The sequence below is a fragment of the Variovorax sp. SG517 genome (assembly GCF_013376045.1).
Taxonomy (GTDB): domain Bacteria; phylum Pseudomonadota; class Gammaproteobacteria; order Burkholderiales; family Burkholderiaceae_C; genus Variovorax.
The window spans coordinates 71,671-92,989 of sequence record NZ_JABMJG010000011.1; the positions used below are offsets into that span (position 1 = coordinate 71,671).

General features: G+C 66.1%; 22 protein-coding genes and 1 tRNA gene. 19 read left to right on the forward strand and 4 right to left on the reverse strand.

What is annotated here, in order from left to right; all coding sequences use genetic code 11:
- Positions 1-28: 28 nt before the first annotated feature.
- The 9 genes from FHT32_RS28690 to tatC all read left to right on the forward strand — a co-directional run bounded on the left by FHT32_RS28690 (position 29) and on the right by tatC (position 4,955).
- The gene (locus FHT32_RS28690) at positions 29-862 is read left to right on the forward strand and encodes a D-hexose-6-phosphate mutarotase (RefSeq protein ID WP_176667963.1); all 834 of its coding nucleotides are present in this window, start codon (positions 29-31) and stop codon (positions 860-862) included.
- Between the two features lie 25 nt (positions 863-887).
- Positions 888-1,673 (forward strand): imidazole glycerol phosphate synthase subunit HisF, encoded by a 786-nt coding sequence (gene hisF, locus FHT32_RS28695; RefSeq protein WP_019654398.1) that lies wholly within the window; start codon positions 888-890, stop codon positions 1,671-1,673.
- Positions 1,674-1,731: 58 nt separating this feature from the next.
- Positions 1,732-2,130: a phosphoribosyl-AMP cyclohydrolase gene (gene hisI, locus FHT32_RS28700; protein ID WP_176668147.1), complete on the forward strand. Its 399-nt coding sequence runs from the start codon at positions 1,732-1,734 to the stop codon at positions 2,128-2,130.
- Positions 2,127-2,522 (forward strand): phosphoribosyl-ATP diphosphatase, encoded by a 396-nt coding sequence (locus FHT32_RS28705; RefSeq protein ID WP_126023016.1) that lies wholly within the window; start codon positions 2,127-2,129, stop codon positions 2,520-2,522. The genes hisI and FHT32_RS28705 overlap by 4 nt, the downstream gene beginning before the upstream one ends.
- A gap of 13 nt (positions 2,523-2,535) precedes the next feature.
- On the forward strand, positions 2,536-2,925 hold the full coding sequence (locus FHT32_RS28710; RefSeq protein WP_176667964.1) for a hypothetical protein: 390 nt from the start codon (positions 2,536-2,538) through the stop codon (positions 2,923-2,925).
- The gene (locus FHT32_RS28715; RefSeq protein ID WP_176667965.1) at positions 2,915-3,274 is read left to right on the forward strand and encodes a histidine triad nucleotide-binding protein; all 360 of its coding nucleotides are present in this window, start codon (positions 2,915-2,917) and stop codon (positions 3,272-3,274) included. The genes FHT32_RS28710 and FHT32_RS28715 overlap by 11 nt, the downstream gene beginning before the upstream one ends.
- Before the next feature lie 65 nt (positions 3,275-3,339).
- Positions 3,340-3,588, forward strand: a complete 249-nt coding sequence (gene tatA / locus FHT32_RS28720) for a Sec-independent protein translocase subunit TatA (protein WP_093196339.1) — start codon at positions 3,340-3,342, stop codon at positions 3,586-3,588.
- A gap of 16 nt (positions 3,589-3,604) precedes the next feature.
- Positions 3,605-4,066 (forward strand): Sec-independent protein translocase protein TatB, encoded by a 462-nt coding sequence (gene tatB, locus FHT32_RS28725; protein WP_176667966.1) that lies wholly within the window; start codon positions 3,605-3,607, stop codon positions 4,064-4,066.
- Positions 4,067-4,136: 70 nt separating this feature from the next.
- Positions 4,137-4,955, forward strand: a complete 819-nt coding sequence (gene tatC, locus FHT32_RS28730) for a twin-arginine translocase subunit TatC (RefSeq protein ID WP_176667967.1) — start codon at positions 4,137-4,139, stop codon at positions 4,953-4,955.
- A 54-nt stretch (positions 4,956-5,009) separates the two neighbouring features.
- Here the strand turns inward: tatC and FHT32_RS28735 are convergent, their stop codons facing one another.
- Complete coding sequence (locus FHT32_RS28735; protein ID WP_176667968.1) at positions 5,010-6,176, reverse strand: trypsin-like peptidase domain-containing protein; 1,167 nt, start codon at positions 6,174-6,176, stop codon at positions 5,010-5,012.
- A 294-nt stretch (positions 6,177-6,470) separates the two neighbouring features.
- Here FHT32_RS28735 and FHT32_RS28740 point away from each other — a divergent pair, with 294 nt between their 5' ends.
- The 3 genes from FHT32_RS28740 to pdxA are packed head-to-tail and all read left to right on the forward strand — an operon-like array spanning position 6,471 to position 9,668.
- On the forward strand, positions 6,471-7,826 hold the full coding sequence (locus tag FHT32_RS28740; RefSeq protein WP_176667969.1) for an MFS transporter: 1,356 nt from the start codon (positions 6,471-6,473) through the stop codon (positions 7,824-7,826).
- Entirely contained in the window at positions 7,823-8,596 is a 774-nt protein-coding gene (locus FHT32_RS28745; RefSeq protein ID WP_176667970.1) for a Nif3-like dinuclear metal center hexameric protein, read from the forward strand. The genes FHT32_RS28740 and FHT32_RS28745 overlap by 4 nt, the downstream gene beginning before the upstream one ends.
- Positions 8,597-8,627: 31 nt before the next feature.
- On the forward strand, positions 8,628-9,668 hold the full coding sequence (gene pdxA / locus FHT32_RS28750) for a 4-hydroxythreonine-4-phosphate dehydrogenase PdxA (protein WP_176667971.1): 1,041 nt from the start codon (positions 8,628-8,630) through the stop codon (positions 9,666-9,668).
- Here the strand turns inward: pdxA and mscL are convergent, their stop codons facing one another.
- From mscL to FHT32_RS28765, 3 genes are all read right to left on the reverse strand, one after another.
- Positions 9,669-10,100: a large conductance mechanosensitive channel protein MscL gene (gene mscL / locus FHT32_RS28755; RefSeq protein WP_176667972.1), complete on the reverse strand. Its 432-nt coding sequence runs from the start codon at positions 10,098-10,100 to the stop codon at positions 9,669-9,671.
- Between the two features lie 59 nt (positions 10,101-10,159).
- Positions 10,160-12,649 carry a tetratricopeptide repeat protein gene (locus FHT32_RS28760; protein ID WP_176667973.1) on the reverse strand — a complete coding sequence of 830 codons (2,490 nt, stop codon included), beginning with the start codon at positions 12,647-12,649 and terminating at the stop codon, positions 10,160-10,162.
- A gap of 164 nt (positions 12,650-12,813) precedes the next feature.
- Positions 12,814-15,201 (reverse strand): beta strand repeat-containing protein, encoded by a 2,388-nt coding sequence (locus FHT32_RS28765; protein WP_371132270.1) that lies wholly within the window; start codon positions 15,199-15,201, stop codon positions 12,814-12,816.
- Positions 15,202-15,974: 773 nt separating this feature from the next.
- Between FHT32_RS28765 and FHT32_RS28770 the strand changes: the two genes are divergently transcribed.
- From FHT32_RS28770 to FHT32_RS28800, 7 genes are all read left to right on the forward strand, one after another.
- Positions 15,975-16,766 (forward strand): response regulator transcription factor, encoded by a 792-nt coding sequence (locus FHT32_RS28770; protein ID WP_176667974.1) that lies wholly within the window; start codon positions 15,975-15,977, stop codon positions 16,764-16,766.
- A gap of 170 nt (positions 16,767-16,936) precedes the next feature.
- Entirely contained in the window at positions 16,937-17,554 is a 618-nt protein-coding gene (gene petA / locus FHT32_RS28775; RefSeq protein ID WP_176667975.1) for a ubiquinol-cytochrome c reductase iron-sulfur subunit, read from the forward strand.
- A 14-nt stretch (positions 17,555-17,568) separates the two neighbouring features.
- Entirely contained in the window at positions 17,569-19,005 is a 1,437-nt protein-coding gene (locus FHT32_RS28780) for a cytochrome bc complex cytochrome b subunit (RefSeq protein ID WP_176667976.1), read from the forward strand.
- A 36-nt stretch (positions 19,006-19,041) separates the two neighbouring features.
- Positions 19,042-19,818, forward strand: coding sequence for a cytochrome c1 (locus FHT32_RS28785; RefSeq protein ID WP_176667977.1), 777 nt, complete (start codon positions 19,042-19,044; stop codon positions 19,816-19,818).
- A 96-nt stretch (positions 19,819-19,914) separates the two neighbouring features.
- Positions 19,915-20,526, forward strand: coding sequence for a glutathione S-transferase N-terminal domain-containing protein (locus tag FHT32_RS28790; protein WP_007835362.1), 612 nt, complete (start codon positions 19,915-19,917; stop codon positions 20,524-20,526).
- 41 nt (positions 20,527-20,567) lie between these two features.
- Complete coding sequence (locus FHT32_RS28795) at positions 20,568-21,143, forward strand: ClpXP protease specificity-enhancing factor (protein WP_176667978.1); 576 nt, start codon at positions 20,568-20,570, stop codon at positions 21,141-21,143.
- A 67-nt stretch (positions 21,144-21,210) separates the two neighbouring features.
- A tRNA-Thr gene (locus FHT32_RS28800) sits at positions 21,211-21,286 on the forward strand.
- The last annotated feature ends 33 nt before the right edge of the window (positions 21,287-21,319 follow it).

The window sequence follows — 21,319 nt, forward strand, 5'->3', positions numbered from 1 at the left end:
CGCACAGGCGCTGCCTACAATTCCTCACATGGAAACCAGCCTGATCGAGTTCCGCGGCCAGCCCGCCATGCGCGCCACGGGCGCGGACGGAAGCACCCTCACCGTCGCATTGCATGGCGCCCATGTGCTGTCGTGGACCACGGCCGACGCCGTGGAAAGGCTCTACCTGAGCCCGCGCGCGGTGTTCGACGGACAGGCCGCCATCCGCGGCGGCATACCCATTTGCTGCCCGCAGTTTAACCAGCGCGGCATGCTGCCCAAGCATGGCTTCATGCGCAATTTGCCTTGGGAAAACGCCCCTTCCGATGCTCCCCAGACCCTGCGCCTGGCGCTGCGCGACAACGAAGCCACGCGCAAGCTCTGGCCGCACTCTTTCGAGGCACGGCTGGATGCAACGCTGAGCCCCGGCGGACTGCGCACGGCGCTCACGCTCGTCAACACCGACGCCGCGCCCTGGTCCTTCACCGCGGCGCTGCACACCTACCTGCGCGTCGACGACATCGCCGATGCGCGCCTGAAGGGCCTCCAGGGCGCCAATCGCTGGGATTCGCTGACCGACGAGCGCTATGCCGAAAAGGCGGAGTCGCTGCGCTTCGATGCCGAATTCGACAGCGTCTACGGCGCGCCGGCCCGGCCGCTGCAGTTGGCGCAGCCCGGCGGCACGGTCGAAATCGCCCAGAGCCCCACCTGCACCGAAACCGTGGTCTGGAACCCCGGCGCCGTGCTCGGTGCGAAACTCGCCGACATGTCCGAAGACGGCTATCGCCACATGCTCTGCGTCGAGGCGGCCCGCATCGACGAGCCCGTGCTGCTCGCGCCCGGCGCCCAATGGCTCGGCTGGCAGCAGCTGCGCGTTCTCTGATTACCCCACCGGTTACTTACACATCATGCTTGCCAAACGCATCATTCCCTGCCTCGACGTCACCGGCGGCCGTGTCGTCAAGGGCGTCAACTTCGTCGAACTGCGCGATGCGGGCGATCCGGTCGAGATCGCCGCGCGCTACAACGCGCAGGGCGCCGACGAACTCACCTTCCTCGACATCACGGCCACCAGCGACGGCCGCGACCTGATCCTGCCGATCATCGAGGCGGTGGCCTCGCAGGTCTTCATTCCGCTGACTGTGGGCGGCGGCGTGCGCACCGTGGCCGACGTGCGGCGGCTGCTCAACGCCGGTGCCGACAAGACCAGCTTCAACTCGGCCGCCATCGCCGATCCGCAGGTGATCAGCGACGCGTCGCAGAAATACGGCTCGCAGTGCATCGTGGTCGCCATCGACGCCAAGCGCCGCAGCCCCGAGGAAGCCGCCACGCGCGGCGCGGGCTGGGACGTGTACAGCCACGGCGGGCGCAAGAACACCGGCCTGGACGCCGTCGAATGGGCCGCCGAGATGGCGCGCCGCGGCGCCGGCGAGATCCTCTTGACCAGCATGGACCGCGACGGCACCAAGAGCGGCTTCGACCTGGAGCTGACCCGCGCGGTGAGCAACGCCGTGAACGTGCCCGTGATCGCCTCGGGCGGCGTGGGCAGCCTGGACGACCTGGCCGACGGCATCCAGACCGGCGGCGCCGACGCGGTGCTGGCCGCGAGCATCTTCCACTACGGCGAGCACACGGTGGGCGAAGCCAAGGCCCGCATGGCCGCGCGGGGCATTCCCGTGCGCATCGACCGCTGAATGACCCTGCCGGAGGCCCGCCGAACGGCTGTTCGAGGGTCTTTGGCCATCCCTGACAATACCGTCCATGAACTGGCTCGATGAAGTGAAGTGGGACGCGAACGGCCTTGTGCCCGTGATCGCGCAGGAACAGGGCAGCAACGACGTGCTGATGTTCGCCTGGATGAACCGCGAGGCGCTCGAAAAGACCGCCGAGCTGGGCCGCGCGGTGTATTTCAGCCGCTCGCGCAACAAGCTGTGGTTCAAGGGCGAGGAGTCGGGCCACGTGCAGACCGTGCACGAGATCCGCCTGGACTGCGACAACGACGTGGTGCTGCTCAAGGTCACCCAGCTCGGCCACGAGCCCGGCATCGCCTGCCACACCGGGCGCCACAGCTGCTTCTTCAACAAGTACGAAAAGGGCCAGTGGACGGCGGTCGAACCCGTCTTGAAAGACCCGGAATCGATCTACAAGTGACGGCCACAGTGAACAACGACAGCACCTCCGACGCGCTCGCCCGCCTGGCCGCGGTCATCGAAAGCCGCCTGCCGGCACGTGGCGGCGACCCCGAGAAAAGCTATGTCGCGCGCCTGCTGCACAAGGGCCCCGACGCCTTCCTCAAAAAGATCGGCGAGGAGGCCACCGAGGTCGTGATGGCCGCCAAGGACGCCGACCACGGCGGCGACCGCTCGAAAATAGTGAACGAAGTGGCCGACCTGTGGTTCCACACCATGGTGGCGCTGGCGCACTACGGTTTTTCCCCGTCCGACGTCACGGCCGAACTGGAGCGCCGCGAAGGCACCAGCGGCATCGAGGAAAAGGCGCTTCGCAAGGTGAAGGCGCGGGAAGCCGAAGCCCCCAACGATTGAAAGGACACCAGCCATGGCCAACGACATCGTGAACGTGGAACCCGACGACTCCCTCAAGACCTGGGGCTGGGTCAGTTACATCCTGCACCTGATCGTGGCCATCGGCGCCGTCGTACCGGGGGCGCAGGCCTCCGTGCTGCTGCTGCTGATCGCCCTGGTGATCGACTTCGTCAAGCGCGACGACGCGGCCGGCACCTGGCAGGCCTCGCATTTCAGCTGGCGCATCCGCTCGGTGCTGTGGGCCGGGCTGCTGTACATCCTCACCTCGTGGCTCTGGCTGCTGCTCTTCGTGCCGGGCTGGATCGCCTGGAGCCTGATCTCGCTGTGGTTCCTCTACCGGATCGTGAAGGGCATGATCCGGATGAACGACAGCCGTCCCATGGAACCCAAAGATGTCATCTGATCCGAACTGCGTCTTCTGCAAAATCATCGAGGGCAAGATCCCCTCCCGCAAGGTCTACGAGGACGAAGACCTGTTCGGCTTCCACGACATCGCGCCCTGGGCGCCGGTGCATTTCATGCTGGTGCCCAAGAAGCACATTCCCTCGATGGCCCAGCTGACGCCCGAGGATTCGGCGCTCATGGGCAAGATCATGACCCTGGCGCCCAAGCTGGCGCTGGAGCAGGGCTGCAGGCCCTATCCGGAAGGCGGCTACCGCGTCGTGGTCAATACTGGCGCCGAGGGCGGGCAGGAGGTCCACCATCTCCATGTCCATGTCATGGGTGGCCCCCGGCCGTGGCTTCGCGGCTGAGCGGCATTAAGCCAAACTGTCACATTCCGCCCGACTAAAATCGGACACATTCTTAGGAGTTCTCCATGGGTTCTTTTTCCATCTGGCACTGGCTGATCGTGCTGCTCGTCGTGGTCATGATCTTCGGCACCAAGAAGCTGCGGAACATGGGTTCGGACCTTGGCGGCGCCGTCAAGGGCTTCAAGGACGGCATGAAGGACGGCGCGTCGTCCGATGCCCCGGCCGCCTCGTCGGCCCCCGCCCAGCAGGTGACCGGCCAGCCGGCCAACAGCGACAAGTCGGCGATCGACGTCGAAGCGCGTCAGAAGTCCTGAGCACGGGCAGCAGCACGTGCTCGACCTCGGCATTGAGAAGCTGGCGCTGATCGGCGTCGTGGCGCTGATCGTCATCGGCCCGGAGAAGCTGCCGCGCGTGGCCCGCACCGTCGGTACGCTGCTGGGCAAGGCGCAGCGCTACGTGAACGACGTCAAGGCCGAAGTCAACCGCTCGATGGAGCTCGACGAGCTCCGCAAGATGAAGACCACGGTCGAGGATGCGGCGCGCGACGTGGAGCACAGCATCCACACGGGCGCGAGCGAGTTCGAAAAGCAGTTCAGCGGTTCGGGCGAAACCCTCTCGGCGCTGGCCGAACCCGAGCCGCCTCCGCCGCCCGAGTACAAGCATCCCCGCAAGAACTGGCGCCTGAAGCAGGGCGCCACGCCGCAGTGGTACAAGGCGCGCAACGGCGTGCGCACCAAGGCGCTCTCGGGCGCCGCGCGCGTCGCGCGCTTCCGCCCGCACAAGATCAACTAACGGCCGGGCTCCCATCCCCGCGCTCTTCGAGCGTCGGCCGGCGACACGCTATCTTCTTCTTCTTTCCCCAATGGCCGATTCCGACAGCAAGAGCAAAGACAAAGAAGACGAACTCGCGGGCACCGAACAGCCATTCGTCGCGCACCTGGTCGAGCTTCGCGACCGACTGCTCTATTGCGTCTACGGCCTCGTGGTCGCGGGCATCCTGCTGGCCATCTGGCCCGGCCCCGGCGGGTTGATCGACCTGATCGCGATGCCGATCAAGGCGCACATGCCGCACGATGCGAAGCTGATCGCCATCGGCGTCTTCTCGCCGTTCTTCGTGCCGCTCAAGGTGCTGATGATGGCGGCCGTGCTGCTGGCGCTGCCCTGGCTCATGTACCAGGCCTGGATGTTCATCGCGCCGGGCCTCTACAGCCATGAAAAGCGCTTCGCGCTGCCGCTGATCTTCTTCGGCAGCCTGCTCGCTTATGCGGGCATCGCCTTCGTGCAGCTGTTCGTGCTGGACAAGATGTTCAGCTTCATCCAGCGATTCGCGCCGGCGGCGGTGCAGGCTACGCCCGACATCTCCTCGTACGTCGAGGCGATCCTGTCGCTCTACATCGCCTTCGGCGTGGCGTTCCAGGTGCCGATCGTGGTCATGCTGCTGGTGCGCTTCGAGATGGTGACCATCGAGAAGCTGCGCTCGTTCCGAGGCTACTTCATCGTGGTCGCGTTCGTCGTCGCCGCGGTGCTCACGCCGCCCGACGTGGTGTCGCAGCTGGCGCTGGCGGTGCCGATGTGCCTGCTTTACGAGGTGGGCATCATCGGCGCCAAGTATTTCGCGAGCACCGGCAGGAAGCCGGAAGACGAAGAGAGCAGCGGCACCGACTCGGCTTCGAGCAGCTGACCCGGGCGCCGATCGTTCAGCCAGCCCGGGCCTTGCACCCGGGCTTTTTCTTTTTTATTCCTGCTGATTCGGGGGCACCTGCCGCACCGGGCTCTTCGGCCGCAGGCCCGGCGTCACGTCGAGTTCCATCTTGTCGCTGCCGCGCTGCAGCGCGAAGCGCGAGGTGCTGCCCGGCTTCAGGCCGGCCACTGCCGTCAGCAGCGCCTGCACGTTGTCCGTCTTCTTCTCGCCCACCGAGGTGATCACGTCGCCCGGGCGGATGCCGGCCTTGGCGGCGGGGCCGTTCTGCAGCACGCCGGTGATGATCACGCCGGAGTCGGCCTTCACGCCGAAGGTCTCGGCCAGTTCGGGCGACAGGTCGCTCGGCTCCACGCCGATCCAGCCGCGGCGCACCTGGCCTTCCTTGACGATGCCTTCGAGCACGATCTTGGCCATCGACACCGGAATGGCGAAGCCGATACCCATGCTGCCGCCCGAGCGGGAGTAGATCGCGGTGTTGATGCCCTGCAGGTTGCCGTTGACGTCGATCAGCGCGCCGCCCGAGTTGCCGGGGTTGATGGCCGCGTCGGTCTGGATGAAGTTTTCGAAGTTGTTGATGCCCAGCTGGTTGCGGCCCAGGGCCGAGACGATGCCGCTGGTCACGGTCTGGCCCACGCCGAAGGGGTTGCCGATGGCCAGCACCTGGTCGCCCACCTGCAGCGCGTCGGAGTCGCCCAGCACGATCACCGGCAGCTTGTCGAGCTCGATCTTCAGCACGGCCAGGTCGGTGTCGGGGTCGGTGCCGATCACCTTGCCGCGCGCGTGGCGGCTGTCGTTGAGCGTCACCTCGATTTCGTCGGCGCCTTCCACCACGTGGTTGTTGGTGAGGATGTAGCCGTCGGGGCTCACGATCACGCCGCTGCCCAGGCCCACCTGGGGCTGGTCGTCCTGGTCGCCGAAGAAGAAGCGGAACCACGGGTCGTTGCTGCGCGGGTGGCGCTGCGCAGCCTTGCTCGTGTTGATGCTCACCACGGCCGGCGAGGCCTTCTTGGCCGGCACGCTCAGGCTGCCGGGCGCCGCCACGCCCGGGTTGTTGCCGGCCGGGGCTTCGACGATCGACACCACGCCGCCCAGCGAGGTCGCGCGCTTGTTGAGCCATTCGGGCTTGAGCGTCGCGACGACGAAGTAGGCCGCCAGCAGGACGGTCACGGCTTGGGCGAAGAGCAGCCAGGTGCGTTTCATGAAAGATTGGTGAAAAAGACGTTGGAAGCCGCAGTGCAACGCGGCAATGTTGTCAATTGTCCCTCAACCGCATGGACCAGAAACCGCTCGCCGAGGTCGAGATTAAGACTTACTGTGTACGTAAACCCGGGTTAACACCTAGCATTGCGGGTCGGACCCATCCGGTCCGGGCTTTTCCGGCCTCCCGCGCTGCCCACCCGGTGGAAGCGGCAGGCATTTCGCCCGCAGCGCGCCATTCTTCGTCTTCTCACCCGGCCTTGCGGCTGGCGCGCGGCCAAGACCTCCCTGCCAGCCATGACTTCAGAAGCAAACTTCCCGGACGGCGCGCAGCCGGCACCGGCGCGCACGCTCGGTTCGAGCGACTACAAGACCCTCGGCCTGTCCGCCCTCGGCGGCACCCTGGAGTTCTACGATTTCGTCATCTACGTGTTCTTCGCCACCGTGCTGGGAGCGCTGTTCTTCCCCACGGACATGCCCGACTGGCTGCGCCAGCTGCAGACCTTCGGCATCTTCGCCGCCGGCTACCTGGCGCGTCCGGTGGGCGGCATCGTCATCGCGCACTTCGGCGACGTCTTCGGCCGCAAGCGCATGTTCACGCTGTCGATCTTCCTGATGGCGGCGCCCACGCTGGTGATCGGCCTGCTGCCGACCTACGCGAGCATCGGCGTGGCGGCGCCGCTGCTGCTCCTGGCGATGCGCGTGCTGCAGGGCGCGGCCATCGGCGGCGAGATGCCTGGGGCCTGGGTGTTCGTGGGCGAGCACGTGCCGGAAAAGCGCTACGGCCTGGGCATCGGCGTGCTGACTTCGGGCATCACCGGCGGCATCCTGCTGGGCTCGCTGATCGCGGTGGCCATCAACCGCCACTATTCGCCCGAGCAGGTGAGCGACTTCGCCTGGCGCATTCCGTTCATCCTGGGCGGCGTGTTCGGGCTGGTGTCGGTGTACCTGCGCCGCTTCCTGCATGAGACCCCGGTATTCAAGGAACTCGCCGGCCGCCGCAGCTCCGCGCGCGAGCTGCCGCTGCGCACCGTGCTGCGCGAGCATCGGCTGGCCTGCGTCTACGTCGCGCTGCTGACCTGGGTGCTGTCGGCCGCCATCGTGGTCGTGGTGCTCTACACGCCCACCTACCTGCAGAAGGTGCACCACATTCCCGCCGCGATGGCGCTGGAGGCCAACGCGCTCGCCACGCTCACCCTGACGCTGGGCTGCGTGCTGGCCGGCTGGGCGAGCGACCGCATCGGCACCCGCACCGTGATGCTGATCGGCTGGGGCGGGCTGTTCGTCACCGCCTACCTGTTCTACAGCGGCCTGCCCGGCACCCCGGCCACGCTCTTCTGGCACTACGGGCTGGTGGGCCTGTTCGTGGGCACCATCGCCACCGTGCCGATCGCCGGCGTGCGCGCTTTCCCGGCGCCGGTGCGCTTCACCGGGCTCTCGTTCGCCTACAACATGTCGTACGCGGTGTTCGGCGGGCTCACGCCGGTGATCCTTACGCTCTGGCTGCAGCGCGACACGATGGCGCCGGCCCACTACGTGGCGGCGCTGGCCGCGCTGGGCTTCCTGCTGGCCCTGCTGCCCATGGCCGCGCGCGGCCATGCGATGCGCGACGGTGGCGTGGCCCCCGCGCGCGGCGCGACAATGGCGCGATGAGCACCACCCGCCACGAACTGCTTCACGCATTCGACCTGCTGCTGGCCCCCGGGCGCTTCAAGGACTACGGACCCAACGGCCTGCAGGTCGAAGGGCGCACTGTGGTTCGCAAGATCGTCTCGGGCGTGACCGCCAGCCGCGCGCTGATCGAGGCCGCGATCAGCGCCGAAGCCGACGCCATCTTCGTCCACCACGGCCTGTTCTGGCGCGGCCAGGACGGCTGCGTCACCGGCTGGATGAAGCAGCGCCTGGGCCTGCTTCTGGGCGACGACGTCAACCTCTTCGCCTACCACCTGCCGCTCGATGCGCACCCCGAACTCGGCAATAACGCCCAGCTCGGCCTGAAGCTGGGGCTCGTGGCGCATGCCGGCTCGGCCGGGCGCTTCGGCGAGCAGGAGCTGGGCTTTCTCGGCGCGCAGGAAAGCGGCGAGAGCTTCGGCAGCGCCAAGGCGCTCGCCACGCATGTCGAGAGCGTGCTGAAGCGGCCGGTCACCCTCGTCGACACGGCGCATCGTCCCATCCGGAACGTGGCCTGGTGCACGGGCGGCGCGCAGGGCTACTTCGAGGCCGCCATCGCGGCCGGCGCCGATGCCTTCATCACCGGCGAGATCTCGGAGCCGCAGGCCCACTACGCGCGGGAGATGGGCGTGGCCTTCCTGGCCTGCGGGCACCACGCCACCGAGCGCTACGGCGCACCGGCGGTGGCTGGGCATGTGGCGGCGCAGCTCGGGCTGAAGCACGAGTTCATCGACATCGACAACCCGGCATGAGCGCGGCGCGCAGCACGGAGGTGCCTTTCCTATGAGCGGCCCCATCGCCATCACGCTGGGCGACCCCGCCGGCATCGGCCCCGAGATCATCGTCAAGGCCTTCCGCGACGCACCCGAAGCGACGCGTGGCGCTTTCGTCGCCGGTGACGTGGGCACGCTGCGCAAGGCGTCGCAGGCGCTGGCAGCAGACGGCCGGCCGGGCTGGCCGGTGCTGGAGATCGAATCCGTCGCCGATGCCGCGACCGTGCCGCCGGGCTGCATTCCGGTGCTGCAGGTGATCGCGCCGCCTTCGCACATCGAAACGGGCCGCATCAGCGCCGAAGCCGGCCGCGTGGCGGGCGAATGCGTGGTCTGGGCCGCGCGGGCCGCGCTGCGCGGCGAGATCGGCGCCATCGTGACCGCGCCGCTGCACAAGGAGGCGCTGTCGGCCGCCGGCTTTCCGTACCCCGGTCACACCGAGCTGCTGCAGGCCGAGGCGGCCGCGCACCTGGGCCGCACAGTGGCCGACGTGCCGGTGCGCATGATGCTGGCCAACGACGAGCTGCGCACAGTGCTCGTCAGCATCCACATGTCGCTGCGCAAGGCCATCGACGCGGTGCGCTTCGAGGGCGTGCTGGAGACGCTGCGCATCACGCATCGCGCGTTGAGCCATGCGCTGGGCCGCGCGCCGCGCATCGGCGTGGCGGGCCTCAATCCGCATGCGGGCGAGGGCGGGCTCTTCGGTTCGGAGGAGCGGGAGATCATCGCGCCGGCCATCGAGGCCGCGCGCGCCGAGGGCATCGACGCCAGCGGGCCTCACGCGCCCGACACAGTCTTCATGCGCGCACGCGCCAGGAACGGCGTGCCGTCCAGCGGCGAATTCGACGTGGTGGTCGCGATGTACCACGACCAGGGGCTGATCCCGGTCAAGTACCTGGGGGTGGAGAAGGGCGTGAACGTGACGCTGGGGCTGCCGCTGGTGCGCACCAGCCCCGATCACGGCACCGCGTTCGACATTGCCGGAACGGGGCGGGCCGATGCGTCCAGCCTCGTGGAGGCGCTGCGCATGGCCCGGGTGCTCGGGGGCGTTTGATCAGGAGCGTTTGAGGCTGTCGCGAATCTCGCGCAGCAGCACCACGTCTTCGGGTGTCTCGGGCGCGGCGGCGGGTGCCGGCTCTTCGGTGCGCTTCAGGCGGTTGATCTGCTTGACCATCATGAAGATGATGAAGGCGAGGATCACGAAGTTGACGGCGATGGTGATGAAGTTGCCGTACGCCAGCACCGGAACGCCTGCCTTCTTCAGGTCTGCCAGCGTGTTCGCGACGCCCGGCGGCACGGTGCCCAGCACCACGTAGAGATTCGAGAAATCGAGCTTGCCGAACACCACGCCCACCAGCGGCATGATGATGTCGGCCACGAGCGAGTCGACGATCTTGCCGAAGGCGGCGCCGATGATCACGCCGACCGCGAGGTCGATGACGTTGCCCTTGACGGCAAATTCCTTGAATTCACTGAGGATGCTCATGATTCAAAAGGCTGCTGGAGCTCTGCTGTTGAAGGAGAGCCGAGTATGCCCGCGATTGCTCACTTCTCCAGCGCACGCGGCGCCACATCGACATGCGCGGCCGGCAAACCTTCACGACTGCGCGCGGCAATCTGCCGGTAGCCGTCTTCCAGGTGGCGCACGAAGCGCGGCGTGTCGAAGTAGCCGCGGCGCGCGTCCTTGGCCGCGGCGAGCCGGCCGCGCAGGTCGGCCAGTTCATCGGGGTGCGTGGCGTAGTGGACGGCCTTGTGCACGTATTCCTCGTGGCTCGCGGCCACAAGTTCCGGCAGCCCGATGGCGCGCAGCAGGCTGCCCGCCATGCGCGACACCATCGTCGTGCCCGTGAGCGCCAGCAGCGGCACGCCCGACCACAGCACGTCGTTCGCGGTCGCGCCGCTGCTGTAGGGGAAGGTGTCGATGAACAGGTCGGCCAGGCCAATGCGCGCGAGGTGCTGGTCGACCGGCATGCGCGGCGACACGATCAGCCGCTCGGCCGCGAGGCCCGCCTTCTCCCATTGCGCACGCAGGTTCTGCTCGAAGCCGTTCGGGCCCTGCGCCAGCCACAGCACCGAGTTCGGAATGCCCTGCACGATGCGCACCCAGGCCTCGAAGGTCTCGGGCTGGATCTTGAAGGACTGCGAGAAGTTGCACAGCACGAAGGCGTCCTCGGGCAGGCCGTGCTCGGCGCGCGTGGGCCTGTGCGGATTGACTGGGCGCCTGGTGTCGATCACCTGGAAGGTCTCGGGCAGGCGCAGCAGTTTCTCGGAGTAGCAGTCTTCCGTGCCCGGCGGCGAGAGGAAGTTGTCGGACACCAAGTAGTCGTAGTTGGGCGTGCCGCTGGTGCCCATGTAGCCCAGCCACATGAGCTGCGCGGGCGCCGCGTGGTAGGCCATCACCTGCGGCTTGGCGCCGCGCGTGTCGCCCGAGAGGTCGACCAGGATGTCGATCTCGTCCTCGCGGATGCGCTCGGCCATCTGCTGGATCGACTGGCCCTGCAGGTCGACGAAATGCTCGGCCGACGCGGCGATGCGTGCCCGCGCCGGATGGCCGTCGTCCGGCCCGTAGGAGTAGACGAAGACTTCGAAGTCCTTGCGGTCGTGCTGGCCGTAGAGCTCGGCCGTCAGGTGCGCTACGGGATGGTTGCGGAAGTCGAACGAGTAGTAGCCCACGCGGATGCGCGGCGAGGTGCGGCGCGCGCCCGCGTCGGCGAATGGCCTGATGGCCGCGTTGCGGTCGGCCAGCAGGGCGGAGCGCTGCGTCCAGTTCATGAGGCGGCGCGCGTCGTCGTAGTTCGACATCAGGATGAAGGACGACACCGTCTGGTCGTTGCTCGGGTTGTCGAGCAGCGCCGCAATGCGCTCGCGCAGTTCGGGCACGCCGTTCCAGTCGGCGATGTGCGCCTTCTCGCCCAGCATCCACACCATGGCGGGCATGAAGTCGGGGTCGTCGCGCAGGCACTGTTCGAACTCCGCAATGGCCTCCTTCGACTGGCCCGCCATCACGTAGGTCACGCCCAGGTTGCAGCGCGCGAGCACCTGGCGCGGATGCACTTCGAGCGCCTTCTTCAGCACCTCGATGGCGGTGTCGAAGCGGCCGAGCCGGAAGTTCGCCGTGCCCAGGTTGTTCAGCAGCAACTCGTGCTCGGGCAGGCTCTCGAGCGCGAGCCTGTAGAGCTCGGCCGATTCCGCGAAGCGCATCGACACGCCCTCGAGCGCGCCGCACACGCCGTAGAGCGCGGCCACGCCCTCGGGGTCGGACAGCGCCTTGTGGCGCTCCTCGGCCGGCCAGTTGCGCATGGCGCGCTGCATGGGTTCGATGGCTTCCTCGATGCGTCCGCAGGCCTGCAGCGCGCGGGAAAGCATGAAGGCGGCCTCGCAGTCCAGCGGATCGGCGGCGGCGTGCGCGTACGAGTCGAGCGCGGCGGCCCAGTCCTTCTGGTGCGCGCGGATTTTGCCGATGTTCTTGTGCGCGGCGCCGTAGTTGCCGTCCAGCGCCAGCGCCTGGCGGAACTGCACGATCGCCTCGTCGAAGCGGTCCTGCTCCATGTCGATGGCGCCGGCGTTGTTCCAGGCCGCGGGTGCCTGCGGCGCGAGCCGCGTGGCCTCGGCGGCGGCTTCTCGCGCCTGCCGGAACTTCTTCTGCTGCCGGTAGACCGCCGAGAGGTTCACGTAGGCCTCGGGGTAGTGGGGCTGCGTCTTGATCGCGCGGCGAAGGTCCTGCTGCGCTTCGTTCGGCAGGCCCATGTGCATGAAGATCGTCGCGCGGGTGTTGAAGTAGAAGTGGTGCGGCGACCGCGCGATCGCGCGGTTCACGTAGTTCAGCGCCAGCTTCGACCGGCCCTGCCGGTACAACGCCTCGCCCGTCAGGTGCAGTGCGTCGGCATGTTCCGGAAAACGCGACAGCAGGGCCTCGTAGACCTGGATGGCTTCCGCGAAACGGCCCACCCGGTGCAGCGCCAGACCCTGCTCCAGGAGTTGCCCGGCGTCCGCGGCCGGCGAGGAGGGAGCGGGGGCGAGAGAAGATGAGTTCATGAAGCCGTGTGATGGACGGGTCATAGGAGGGCGGAGGCCGCCTGCCTGGATGCCGGTTTCTGTACAAGTGAAAAAGGCCGGTCACCCAGTATAGGAGCCAGCCTTTCGGTTGCATCCGCTGGCATTCCCGCGGCGCGCAGGCGCCACGGGAGTGCCGGACCGGACTACCAGGACCAGGATGCGCCGATGCCGCCGCCGACCTTGCCGTTGTTGCCGCTGCCGATGTTCACCTTGATCTGCGCGCCTTCGCCGATGCGGAAGCTGGCGGCAGCCGCGATGGCCGAGCGGCCGTCGTAGGAGCCCACGCCGACCCCGACGCCGAAGCTCTTGCCCGCTTCGAGCGCCGGCACTGAGGCGGCAGCCAGCGCGATCGCCGCGCCGGTGCTGCTGGTCTTGCGCATGTCCTGCACTTCGGAGCGGACCTGGTTCAACTGCGAGATGTTGGCCGCATCCGTCGGCAGGACGCCCGGAGCCACGTTCTGCACCCGGCCGTTGGCGACCACGCCGTTGCCCGCCGTGATGGTGCCGCCCGCCGTCACGTTGCCGGTGACGTTGACCGTGCCGGCATTCAGCGTGGTGACGTTGCCGGTCACGGCGTTGATCGTGGTGATGTTGCCGGTCTGCGTGTTCAGCACCGTGATGTTGCCGTTGGCGGCCGTGATCGTCTGGAAGTTGCCGGTGGTGGCGTTCACCGTGCTCGCGTTCACCGTCGTGGCGGAGACCGTGCCCGCGGTCAGTGCGTTGACCGTGGCGCTGGCGGCCGACAGGTTGGTGGTGCTGACGTTCGTGGCGCTCAGCGTGTTGATCGTGCCGCGGCTCGCCGTCAGGTTGGTGGTGCTGACGTTGGTGGCGCTCAGGGTGTTGATGGTGCCGGCGTTGGCCGTCAGGTTGGTCGTGCTGACGTTGGTGGCGCTCAACGTATTGATCGTGCCGTTGCTGGCCGTCAGGTTCGTCGTGCTGACGTTGGTCGAGCTCAACGTGTTGATCGTGCCGTTGCTGGCCGTCAGGTTCGTGGTGCTGACGTTGGTCGCGCTCAGCGTGTTGATCGTGCCGTTGCTGGCCGTCAGGTTCGTGGTGCTGACGTTGGTCGCGCTCAACGTATTGATCGTGCCGCTGTTGGCGGTCAGGTCGGTGGTGCTGACGTTGGTTGCACTCAACGTGTTGATCGTGCCGCTGTTGGCCGTCAGGTCCGTGGTGCTGACGTTGGTCGCACTCAGCGTGTTGATCGTGCCGTTGTTGGCGGTCAGGTCGGTGGTGCTGACGTTGGTCGCACTCAGCGTATTGATCGTGCCGTTGTTGGCAGTCAGGTCCGTGGTGCTGACGTTGGTGGCGCTCAACGTGTTGATCGTGCCATTGCTGGCGGTCAGGTCCGTGGTGCTGACGTTGGTGGCGCTCAGCGTGTTGATGGTGCCGTTGCTGGCGGTCAGGTCCGTGGTGCTGACGTTGGTGGCGCTCAGCGTGTTGATGGTGCCGTTGCTGGCAGTCAGGTCCGTCGTGCTGACGTTGGTGGCGCTCAACGTGTTGATCGTGCCGTTGCTGGCGGTCAGATCCGTGGTGCTGACGTTGGTGGCACTCAACGTGTTGATGGTGCCGTTCGACGCCGTCAGGTTGGTGGTGCTGACGTTCGCCGAGCTCAGCGTGTTGATCGTGCCGTTGCTGGCCGTCAGGTTCGTCGTGCTCACGTTGGCCGAACTCAACGTGTTGATGGTGCCGTTCGATGCGGTCAGATTGGTGGTGCTGACGTTCGTCGAGCTCACCGTGTTGATCGTGCCATTTGAGGCCGTCACGTTGGTGGTGCTGACGTTGGTGGAGGTCAGCGTGGCGATGCTGCCGGTGTTCGACGTCAGGTTGGTGGCATCGATGTTGGTCGAGGTGATGCCGGTCGCCAGCACATTCGTCGAGGTGACGCCGGTTGCCACGATGTTGGTCGAGGTCAGCGACTGGATCGTGCCGTTGCTCGATGACACGCTGCCGGTGGTCACGCTGCCGGCACTGACTGTGCTGGCCGTGATGCTGGCGGAGCTCAGCGTATTGATCGTGCCGCTGGTCGCCGAGACGTTCGTCGTAGTGACGTTGGTCGAGGACACGGTGCCGGCAGTGATGCTGCCTGCGGACACGGTGCCTGCGGTGAGCGTGCCCGTGCTGATGCTTGTGGAGGTCAGGTTGCCGACGGTGCCGCTGGTGGCGGAAAGGTTCGTCGTGGTGACGTTGGTCGAGGACACCGTGCCGGAGGTGATGCTGCCCGCAGACACGGTGCCTGCAGAGATGCTGCCTGCAGACACAGTGCCCGCTGTGAGGGTGGCCGTGCTGATGCTGGTGGAGGTCAGGCTGGTGGCCGTGGCCGAAGTTGTGCTCAGGCTGGTGGTGGTGACGCGCGTTGCGGTGATGCTGCCTGCCGCTACCGTGCCGGACGTGATGCTGCCCGAACTCAGGGTATTGATCGTGCCGTTGGTCGAGGTGATGGTGCCCGCGGTGAGGTCCGTTGCCGTCAGGTTGGGCGTGGAGATGCCATCGTCGGAAGTCAGTAGCCCGTTGTTGGGACCCCCGGTCACGTTGACATTGTTGCCGCCGACGCGAACCTGGGCATGTGCCACCGGCAAAGTCAGGACATAGCCTGCGCTAAGAAGCACCGAAGCGAGAAGCTGGCTCACGCCCGGACGGCGAACAATGAAAGAGCGAACACTGGGACGCTGGGATGTAGTCATTTGGACTTTCTTCCTTGAAGAAATCAGTTGCCATTTCTGGTCTTCCACACGCCCTCGTCGCGTGGAAGCAGGGTTGGGTTTCATCGAGTTACCCAATGCAACCGATGCTAGGAATCGAGGTCTTCGATGAACATCACCGGGATCCGTAGTTATGGATGTATGCATGTCGACCGATACGGCATCGACGAATGCATGCATGGCCCGCGAAGCCAACGTACATGCGGCTTAGCACGCATCGCACGAATCGCTTGCCGATGTTTGGAGGTGCGATCGCGCACGCGTTCCGCGTGTCGCGGTGCTACGTAACACGCGCGGTAACTCGCACGTAACAACGGCCTGAAAACGGCCTTCCGAAGGGCTTTGCCGGCCCTCGTTTTTCAGCTCGTTGCGAGCAATTTCTTCAACGAAATCAAAGTACTACACGCACCGAAGCGTCGCGTGCGCCGACGTTCGCCCGAGTGGGCATCGTTCCTGCGGTATCTGAAACGAAAGACAACATTTCGATGCTGCCCACTGGGTAGCCACAGAGCCAGAGGAAGTCGCGTGATCAATTTTTTCTTGGGCATTGACGGCGCATTCGGCACGGCCGAAGTCCGGTGCGCGGGGGCAGGAGAGCGGACATGGAAATGAACTTCCCCTACACCACCGCCTCCGCGAGGCCGGCGCCGACGGTCGCGCAGCTTTACGGCGGCGTGTTCCATGCCGCGCTGATCGTTGCGGACGCCGCCGCATCCGCCGATCGCATGCGGCGCATCCTCTGCGACCTCGCGCCGCATCGCCGCGTGGTGGTCGCCTCGGGCCGTGCCGAAGCCTTCAATCTGCTGGCGGCCTTGCCTTATGACCTCGTGCTGGTCGACATGGGGCTGCCGGGCGACGACGGCGTTGCTGTGCTCCACCACGTGCGCCAGACCTATCCGCGCATCGAGAGCGTCGGGATGTCGGCGGCCGATGACCAGCAGCAGGTGAACGCAGCCATCGCCGCTGGCGCCATCGGCTATCTCCTGACGGAATCCGACGATGCGGAGCTTGCCTATCTGCTGCGTTCGATCGAGCGTGGGGGATCGCCGATGGACTCGCGCATCGCGCGGCGCATCCTCGGCTCGATCGCCGCATCCGCGAAGGCGCGCACGATCGAGGCCATCCGCGTGCAGGGCCAGCCATCGCAGCGGCAGCAGCCGCCACAACGGCAGGAGGCTCCCGATTCCAGGCTGCCGCAGGACCTGCTGTCGCCGCGCGAGCTCAAGGTGCTGCGCCTGATCGCGCAGGGCTGGAGCAACAGGCAGATCGCCGAGGCGGTGTACCTGTCGGTCAATACCATCGAGTTCCACGCCAAGAGCATCTATCGCAAACTCTCCGTCAAGTCGCGGACCCAGGCGGTCCACGAGGCGATGCAGCACGGCCTCCTGAACTGAAGTCCCCGCGGCGACAGGCTCCTGTCGCCCCAGGCGGGCGCCCGCATGCGCGGCGCGCCTCGCCGTCGTTCGCCGGCCACGCGCCTGGCGGCCATTGAATATCCCTTTGGCGCCCCGCTACAATCGCGGGTTGACTCCTGCTCCAGCGAAGAAGACAAGAGGATCCCCCCATGAGTGACATGAATTCCGGCTCGACCCGGATCGACACCAGCAAGCGGACTTGGCTGATTGCATCAGGCTGTGCCGGCGTGGCGGGCGGTGTGGCCACCGCCATCCCGTTCGTGAGCACTTTCCAGCCGTCCGAGAAGGCCAAGGCTGCGGGTGCCGCGGTCGAGGTCGATATCTCGGCACTCAAGGTCGGCGAGAAGATCACCGTCGAATGGCGGGGCAAGCCGGTCTGGATCCTCAAGCGCTCCCCCCAGCAGATCGCTGAACTCCCCAAGCTGGACGGCCAGCTCGCCGACCCTCTCTCCAAGCGTCACCCCGACGAATTCACCCCCAAGTACGCACAGAACGAGCACCGCTCCATCAAGCCCGACGTGCTCGTCGTGGTCGGCATCTGCACCCACCTGGGCTGCTCGCCGACCGACCGCTTCCAGGCCGGCCCGCAGCCTTCGCTGCCGAACGACTGGGAAGGCGGCTTCCTCTGCCCCTGCCACGGTTCCACTTTCGACCTGGCCGGCCGGGTCTTCAAGAACAAGCCTGCGCCCGACAACCTGCCGGTGCCGCCGCACATGTACCTGTCGGACACCAAGCTCCTGATCGGTGAAGACTCCAAGAAGGCCTGAGGCGGAAGAAGAACATGGCTGAATTCCACGAGATTTCCCCCAATGCACCGGCCGGCGAGAAACTGCTGAACTGGGTCGACAACCGTTTCCCGCTGAGCAAGCTGTGGAACGACCAGTGGGGCAAGTACTACGCGCCGAAGAACTTCAACTTCTGGTACATCTTCGGCTCGCTGGCGATGCTGGTTCTCGTGATCCAGATCGTCACCGGCATCTTCCTCGTCATGCACTACAAGCCCGACGCGAACCAAGCGTTCGCATCGGTCGAGTACATCATGCGCGACGTGCCGTGGGGCTGGCTGATCCGCTACATCCACTCGACGGGCGCCTCGGCGTTCTTCATCGTGGTGTACCTGCACATGTTCCGCGGCCTCATGTACGGCAGCTACCGCAAGCCGCGCGAGCTGATCTGGGTGTTCGGCTGCGCGATCTTCCTGTGCCTGATGGCCGAAGCCTTCATGGGCTACCTGCTGCCTTGGGGCCAGATGTCCTACTGGGGCGCCCAGGTGATCGTGAACCTGTTCGCCGCCATCCCCTTCATCGGTCCCGACCTGGCCCTGCTGATCCGCGGCGACTATGTGGTGAGCGACGCCACGCTGAACCGCTTCTTCAGCTTCCACGTGATCGCGGTGCCCCTGGTGCTGCTCGGCCTGGTGGTGGCCCACCTGATCGCCCTGCACGAAGTGGGCTCGAACAACCCCGACGGCATCGAGATCAAGGCCAAGCGCGGCCCCGACGGCCATCCGCTGGACGGCATTCCGTCGCATCCGTACTACACCGTGCACGACATCTTCGGCGTGGTGGTGTTCCTCACGATCTTCTCGGCGGTGATCTTCTTCGCCCCCGAGGCTGGCGGCTACTTCCTCGAATACAACAACTTCATCCCGGCCGACTCGCTGAAGACGCCGAACCACATCGCCCCGGTGTGGTACTTCACGCCGTTCTATTCGATGCTGCGCGCGACCACCGACGACATGGTCAACGTGTTCTCGCTGATCATCGCTGCGGCCGCGATCTGGAACTTCGTCAAGGGCAAGTCGGGCATGGGCCTGAAGATCGCGGGCGTCGTCGTGGCTGCCGTGGTGATCTTCCTGCTCAAGACCTTCGACGCCAAGTTCTGGGGCGTGGTCGTCATGGGCGGCTCGGTCATCATCCTGTTCTTCCTGCCGTGGCTCGACCACAGCGAAGTCAAGTCGATCCGCTACCGTCCGGGCTGGCACAAGTACGTGTACGGCCTCTTCGTTTTCTTCTTCCTGATCCTGGGCTACCTGGGCATCCAGCCTCCCGGCGTCTGGGGCGAACTCGCCATCGGCTCGTTCAAGCTGGACATCGCGCAGACCATCTCGCAGATCGGCACCCTCGTGTACTTCGGCTTCTTCCTCCTGATGCCGTGGTGGAGCCGCAAGGGCGAATTCAAGACCGTGCCCGAGCGCGTGGTCTTCGCCGCCCATTGAGACAACCAGAAGCGCAAGAGAGCTGAGAGAAACACGATGAAGAAAAGCATTTCCGGCTGGCTCGCGGTCCTGGGGCTCGCTCTGGGCCTGACCTTCTCCGCGGCGGCATCGGCCGAGTCCGAGGGCATCGCGTGGGACAAGGCTCCCAACAAGACGACCGATCTCGCATCGCTGCAGAACGGTGCCAAGCTGTTTGTCAACTACTGCCTGAACTGCCACTCGGCCGCCTTCATGCGCTACAACCGCCTGCAGGACATCGGCATCAGCGAGCAGCAGATCAAGGACAACCTTCTGTTCACGACCGACAAGGTCGGCGAGACCATGAAGGCCAACATCGACGCGCGCCAGGCCAAGGAATGGTTCGGCACCACGCCGCCCGACCTGACGCTGGTCGCCCGTTCGCGCGCCGGCCATGGCGGCACCGGCGCCGACTACCTCTACACGTACCTCCGCACCTACTACCGCGACGAAACCAAGGCCACCGGCTGGAACAACCTCGTGTTCCCGAGCGTCGCCATGCCGAACCCCCTGTGGGAACTGCAAGGCGAGCGCCGCCCGGTGTATGCCAAGGTGGAGCAGCACGGCCATGAAGCCGAGGTGTTCACGGGCAAATGGGAGCAAGTCGCTCCCGGCACCCTGACACCCGTGCAATTCGATGCGGCCGTCGGCGACCTGGTGGGCTACCTGCAATGGATGGCCGAACCGGCACAGAACACCCGCGTGCGCATCGGCGTGTGGGTGCTGCTGTTCCTGGCCATGTCGGTGGTGTTCGTGTGGCGGCTGAACGCCTCGTACTGGAAAGACGTCAAGTAGTTCCGTCCACGCCGGCCGGATACCCTCGGGCATCCGGCCCCGCAGAGTGGGTTGCCAACGCGACCCACTCTTTTTGATTTTTAGGAGTCTCTCGCCATGATGGTCTTGTATTCAGGAACGACCTGCCCCTTTTCCCACCGTTGCCGCTTCGTGTTGTTCGAAAAGGGCATGGACTTCGAGATCCGCGACGTCGATCTCTACAACAAGCCCGAAGACATCAGCGTGATGAATCCGTACGGCCAGGTGCCGATCCTGGTCGAGCGCGACCTGATCCTGTACGAGTCGAACATCATCAACGAGTACATCGACGAGCGCTTCCCGCACCCGCAGCTGATGCCCGGCGACCCGGTCGACCGCGCCCGCGTGCGCCTGTTCCTGCTCAACTTCGAGAAGGAACTCTTCGTGCACGTCTCCACCCTCGAGAACCGCACCACCAAGGGCAACGAGAAGGCGCTCGAAAAGGCCCGCTCGCACATCCGCGACCGCCTCACGCAGCTTGCACCCGTGTTCCTCAAGAACAAGTACATGCTGGGCGACAACTTCTCGATGCTCGACGTGGCCATCGCGCCGCTGCTGTGGCGCCTCGACTACTACGGCATCGACCTGAGCAAGAACGCCGCGCCGCTGCTGAAGTACGCCGAGCGCATCTTCTCGCGCCCCGCGTACATCGAAGCGCTCACGCCGTCCGAAAAGGTCATGCGAAAGTAAGTAAGCTTCGTGCCTGCTTCCATCGCTTTTCGCTGTCTTTCATGATCAACGCGCTCGAGTCGTCCTCCACCCGCCCGTACCTTATCCGGGCGCTGTACGAATGGTGCACCGACAACGGGTTCACGCCCTATGTCGCGGTGCAGGTCGACGAAACCGTGCAGGTTCCGCGCGAGTACGTGAAGAACGGCGAAATCGTGCTCAACATCAGCTTCGACGCGACCAGCTCGCTCAAGCTCGGCAACGACTTCATCGAGTTCAAGGCCCGCTTCGCGGGCACGGCGCGTGAAATCAGCGTGCCGGTGGGGCGCGTGATCGCCATCTACGCGCGCGAGAACGGGCAGGGCATGGCGTTTCCCGCACCGGCTCCGGCGGCTGTTTCGCAGGATGACGACACCGGCGCTCCGGTGCCTGTCCAGGCTCCCGCACGCGCGCCGCTGCGCGACGCATCGCGCGGCGGCAGCGGCTCCGAGGGCGATGCCGGCAAGATCGTCCACTTGGTGACGGGCGAGGACGGCAGCGAGACAGTCGATGCCGGCGCGCCCACCGATCCGGCCGACGAGCCACCGCGCCCGCCCGCGGGTGGCGGCGCGAGGCCTTCGCTCAAGCGAATCAAGTAGCGGATGGCAGTGGGCGGCCGGGAGCATGCCGGCCGGCACCACTAGAATCACGCACTGACTGGAATTCGCCGCTTTAGCTCAATTGGTAGAGCACCCGCCTTGTAAGCGGAAGGTCGTCAGTTCGATTCCGACAAGCGGCACCACAAAAAAAGAACCCCTGAGTTCCGAAACGGCTC

Bases quoted from the DNA above. Each gene is read 5' to 3' on its own strand.
- FHT32_RS28785 (WP_176667977.1), top strand. From the start codon at position 19,042: ATGAAGAAAAGCATTTCCGGCTGGCTCGCGGTCCTGGGGCTCGCTCTG.
- FHT32_RS28690 (WP_176667963.1), top strand. From the start codon at position 29: ATGGAAACCAGCCTGATCGAGTTCCGCGGCCAGCCCGCCATGCGCGCC.
- FHT32_RS28735 (WP_176667968.1), bottom strand. From the start codon at position 6,176: ATGAAACGCACCTGGCTGCTCTTCGCCCAAGCCGTGACCGTCCTGCTG.
- pdxA (WP_176667971.1), top strand. From the start codon at position 8,628: ATGAGCGGCCCCATCGCCATCACGCTGGGCGACCCCGCCGGCATCGGC.
- tatA (WP_093196339.1), top strand. From the start codon at position 3,340: ATGGGTTCTTTTTCCATCTGGCACTGGCTGATCGTGCTGCTCGTCGTG.
- petA (WP_176667975.1), top strand. From the start codon at position 16,937: ATGAGTGACATGAATTCCGGCTCGACCCGGATCGACACCAGCAAGCGG.
- FHT32_RS28760 (WP_176667973.1), bottom strand. From the start codon at position 12,649: ATGAACTCATCTTCTCTCGCCCCCGCTCCCTCCTCGCCGGCCGCGGAC.
- FHT32_RS28710 (WP_176667964.1), top strand. From the start codon at position 2,536: ATGGCCAACGACATCGTGAACGTGGAACCCGACGACTCCCTCAAGACC.
- FHT32_RS28780 (WP_176667976.1), top strand. From the start codon at position 17,569: ATGGCTGAATTCCACGAGATTTCCCCCAATGCACCGGCCGGCGAGAAA.
- FHT32_RS28795 (WP_176667978.1), top strand. From the start codon at position 20,568: ATGATCAACGCGCTCGAGTCGTCCTCCACCCGCCCGTACCTTATCCGG.
- tatC (WP_176667967.1), top strand. From the start codon at position 4,137: ATGGCCGATTCCGACAGCAAGAGCAAAGACAAAGAAGACGAACTCGCG.
- FHT32_RS28770 (WP_176667974.1), top strand. From the start codon at position 15,975: ATGGAAATGAACTTCCCCTACACCACCGCCTCCGCGAGGCCGGCGCCG.
- FHT32_RS28790 (WP_007835362.1), top strand. From the start codon at position 19,915: ATGATGGTCTTGTATTCAGGAACGACCTGCCCCTTTTCCCACCGTTGC.
- hisF (WP_019654398.1), top strand. From the start codon at position 888: ATGCTTGCCAAACGCATCATTCCCTGCCTCGACGTCACCGGCGGCCGT.
- mscL (WP_176667972.1), bottom strand. From the start codon at position 10,100: ATGAGCATCCTCAGTGAATTCAAGGAATTTGCCGTCAAGGGCAACGTC.
- FHT32_RS28715 (WP_176667965.1), top strand. From the start codon at position 2,915: ATGTCATCTGATCCGAACTGCGTCTTCTGCAAAATCATCGAGGGCAAG.
- FHT32_RS28745 (WP_176667970.1), top strand. From the start codon at position 7,823: ATGAGCACCACCCGCCACGAACTGCTTCACGCATTCGACCTGCTGCTG.
- FHT32_RS28740 (WP_176667969.1), top strand. From the start codon at position 6,471: ATGACTTCAGAAGCAAACTTCCCGGACGGCGCGCAGCCGGCACCGGCG.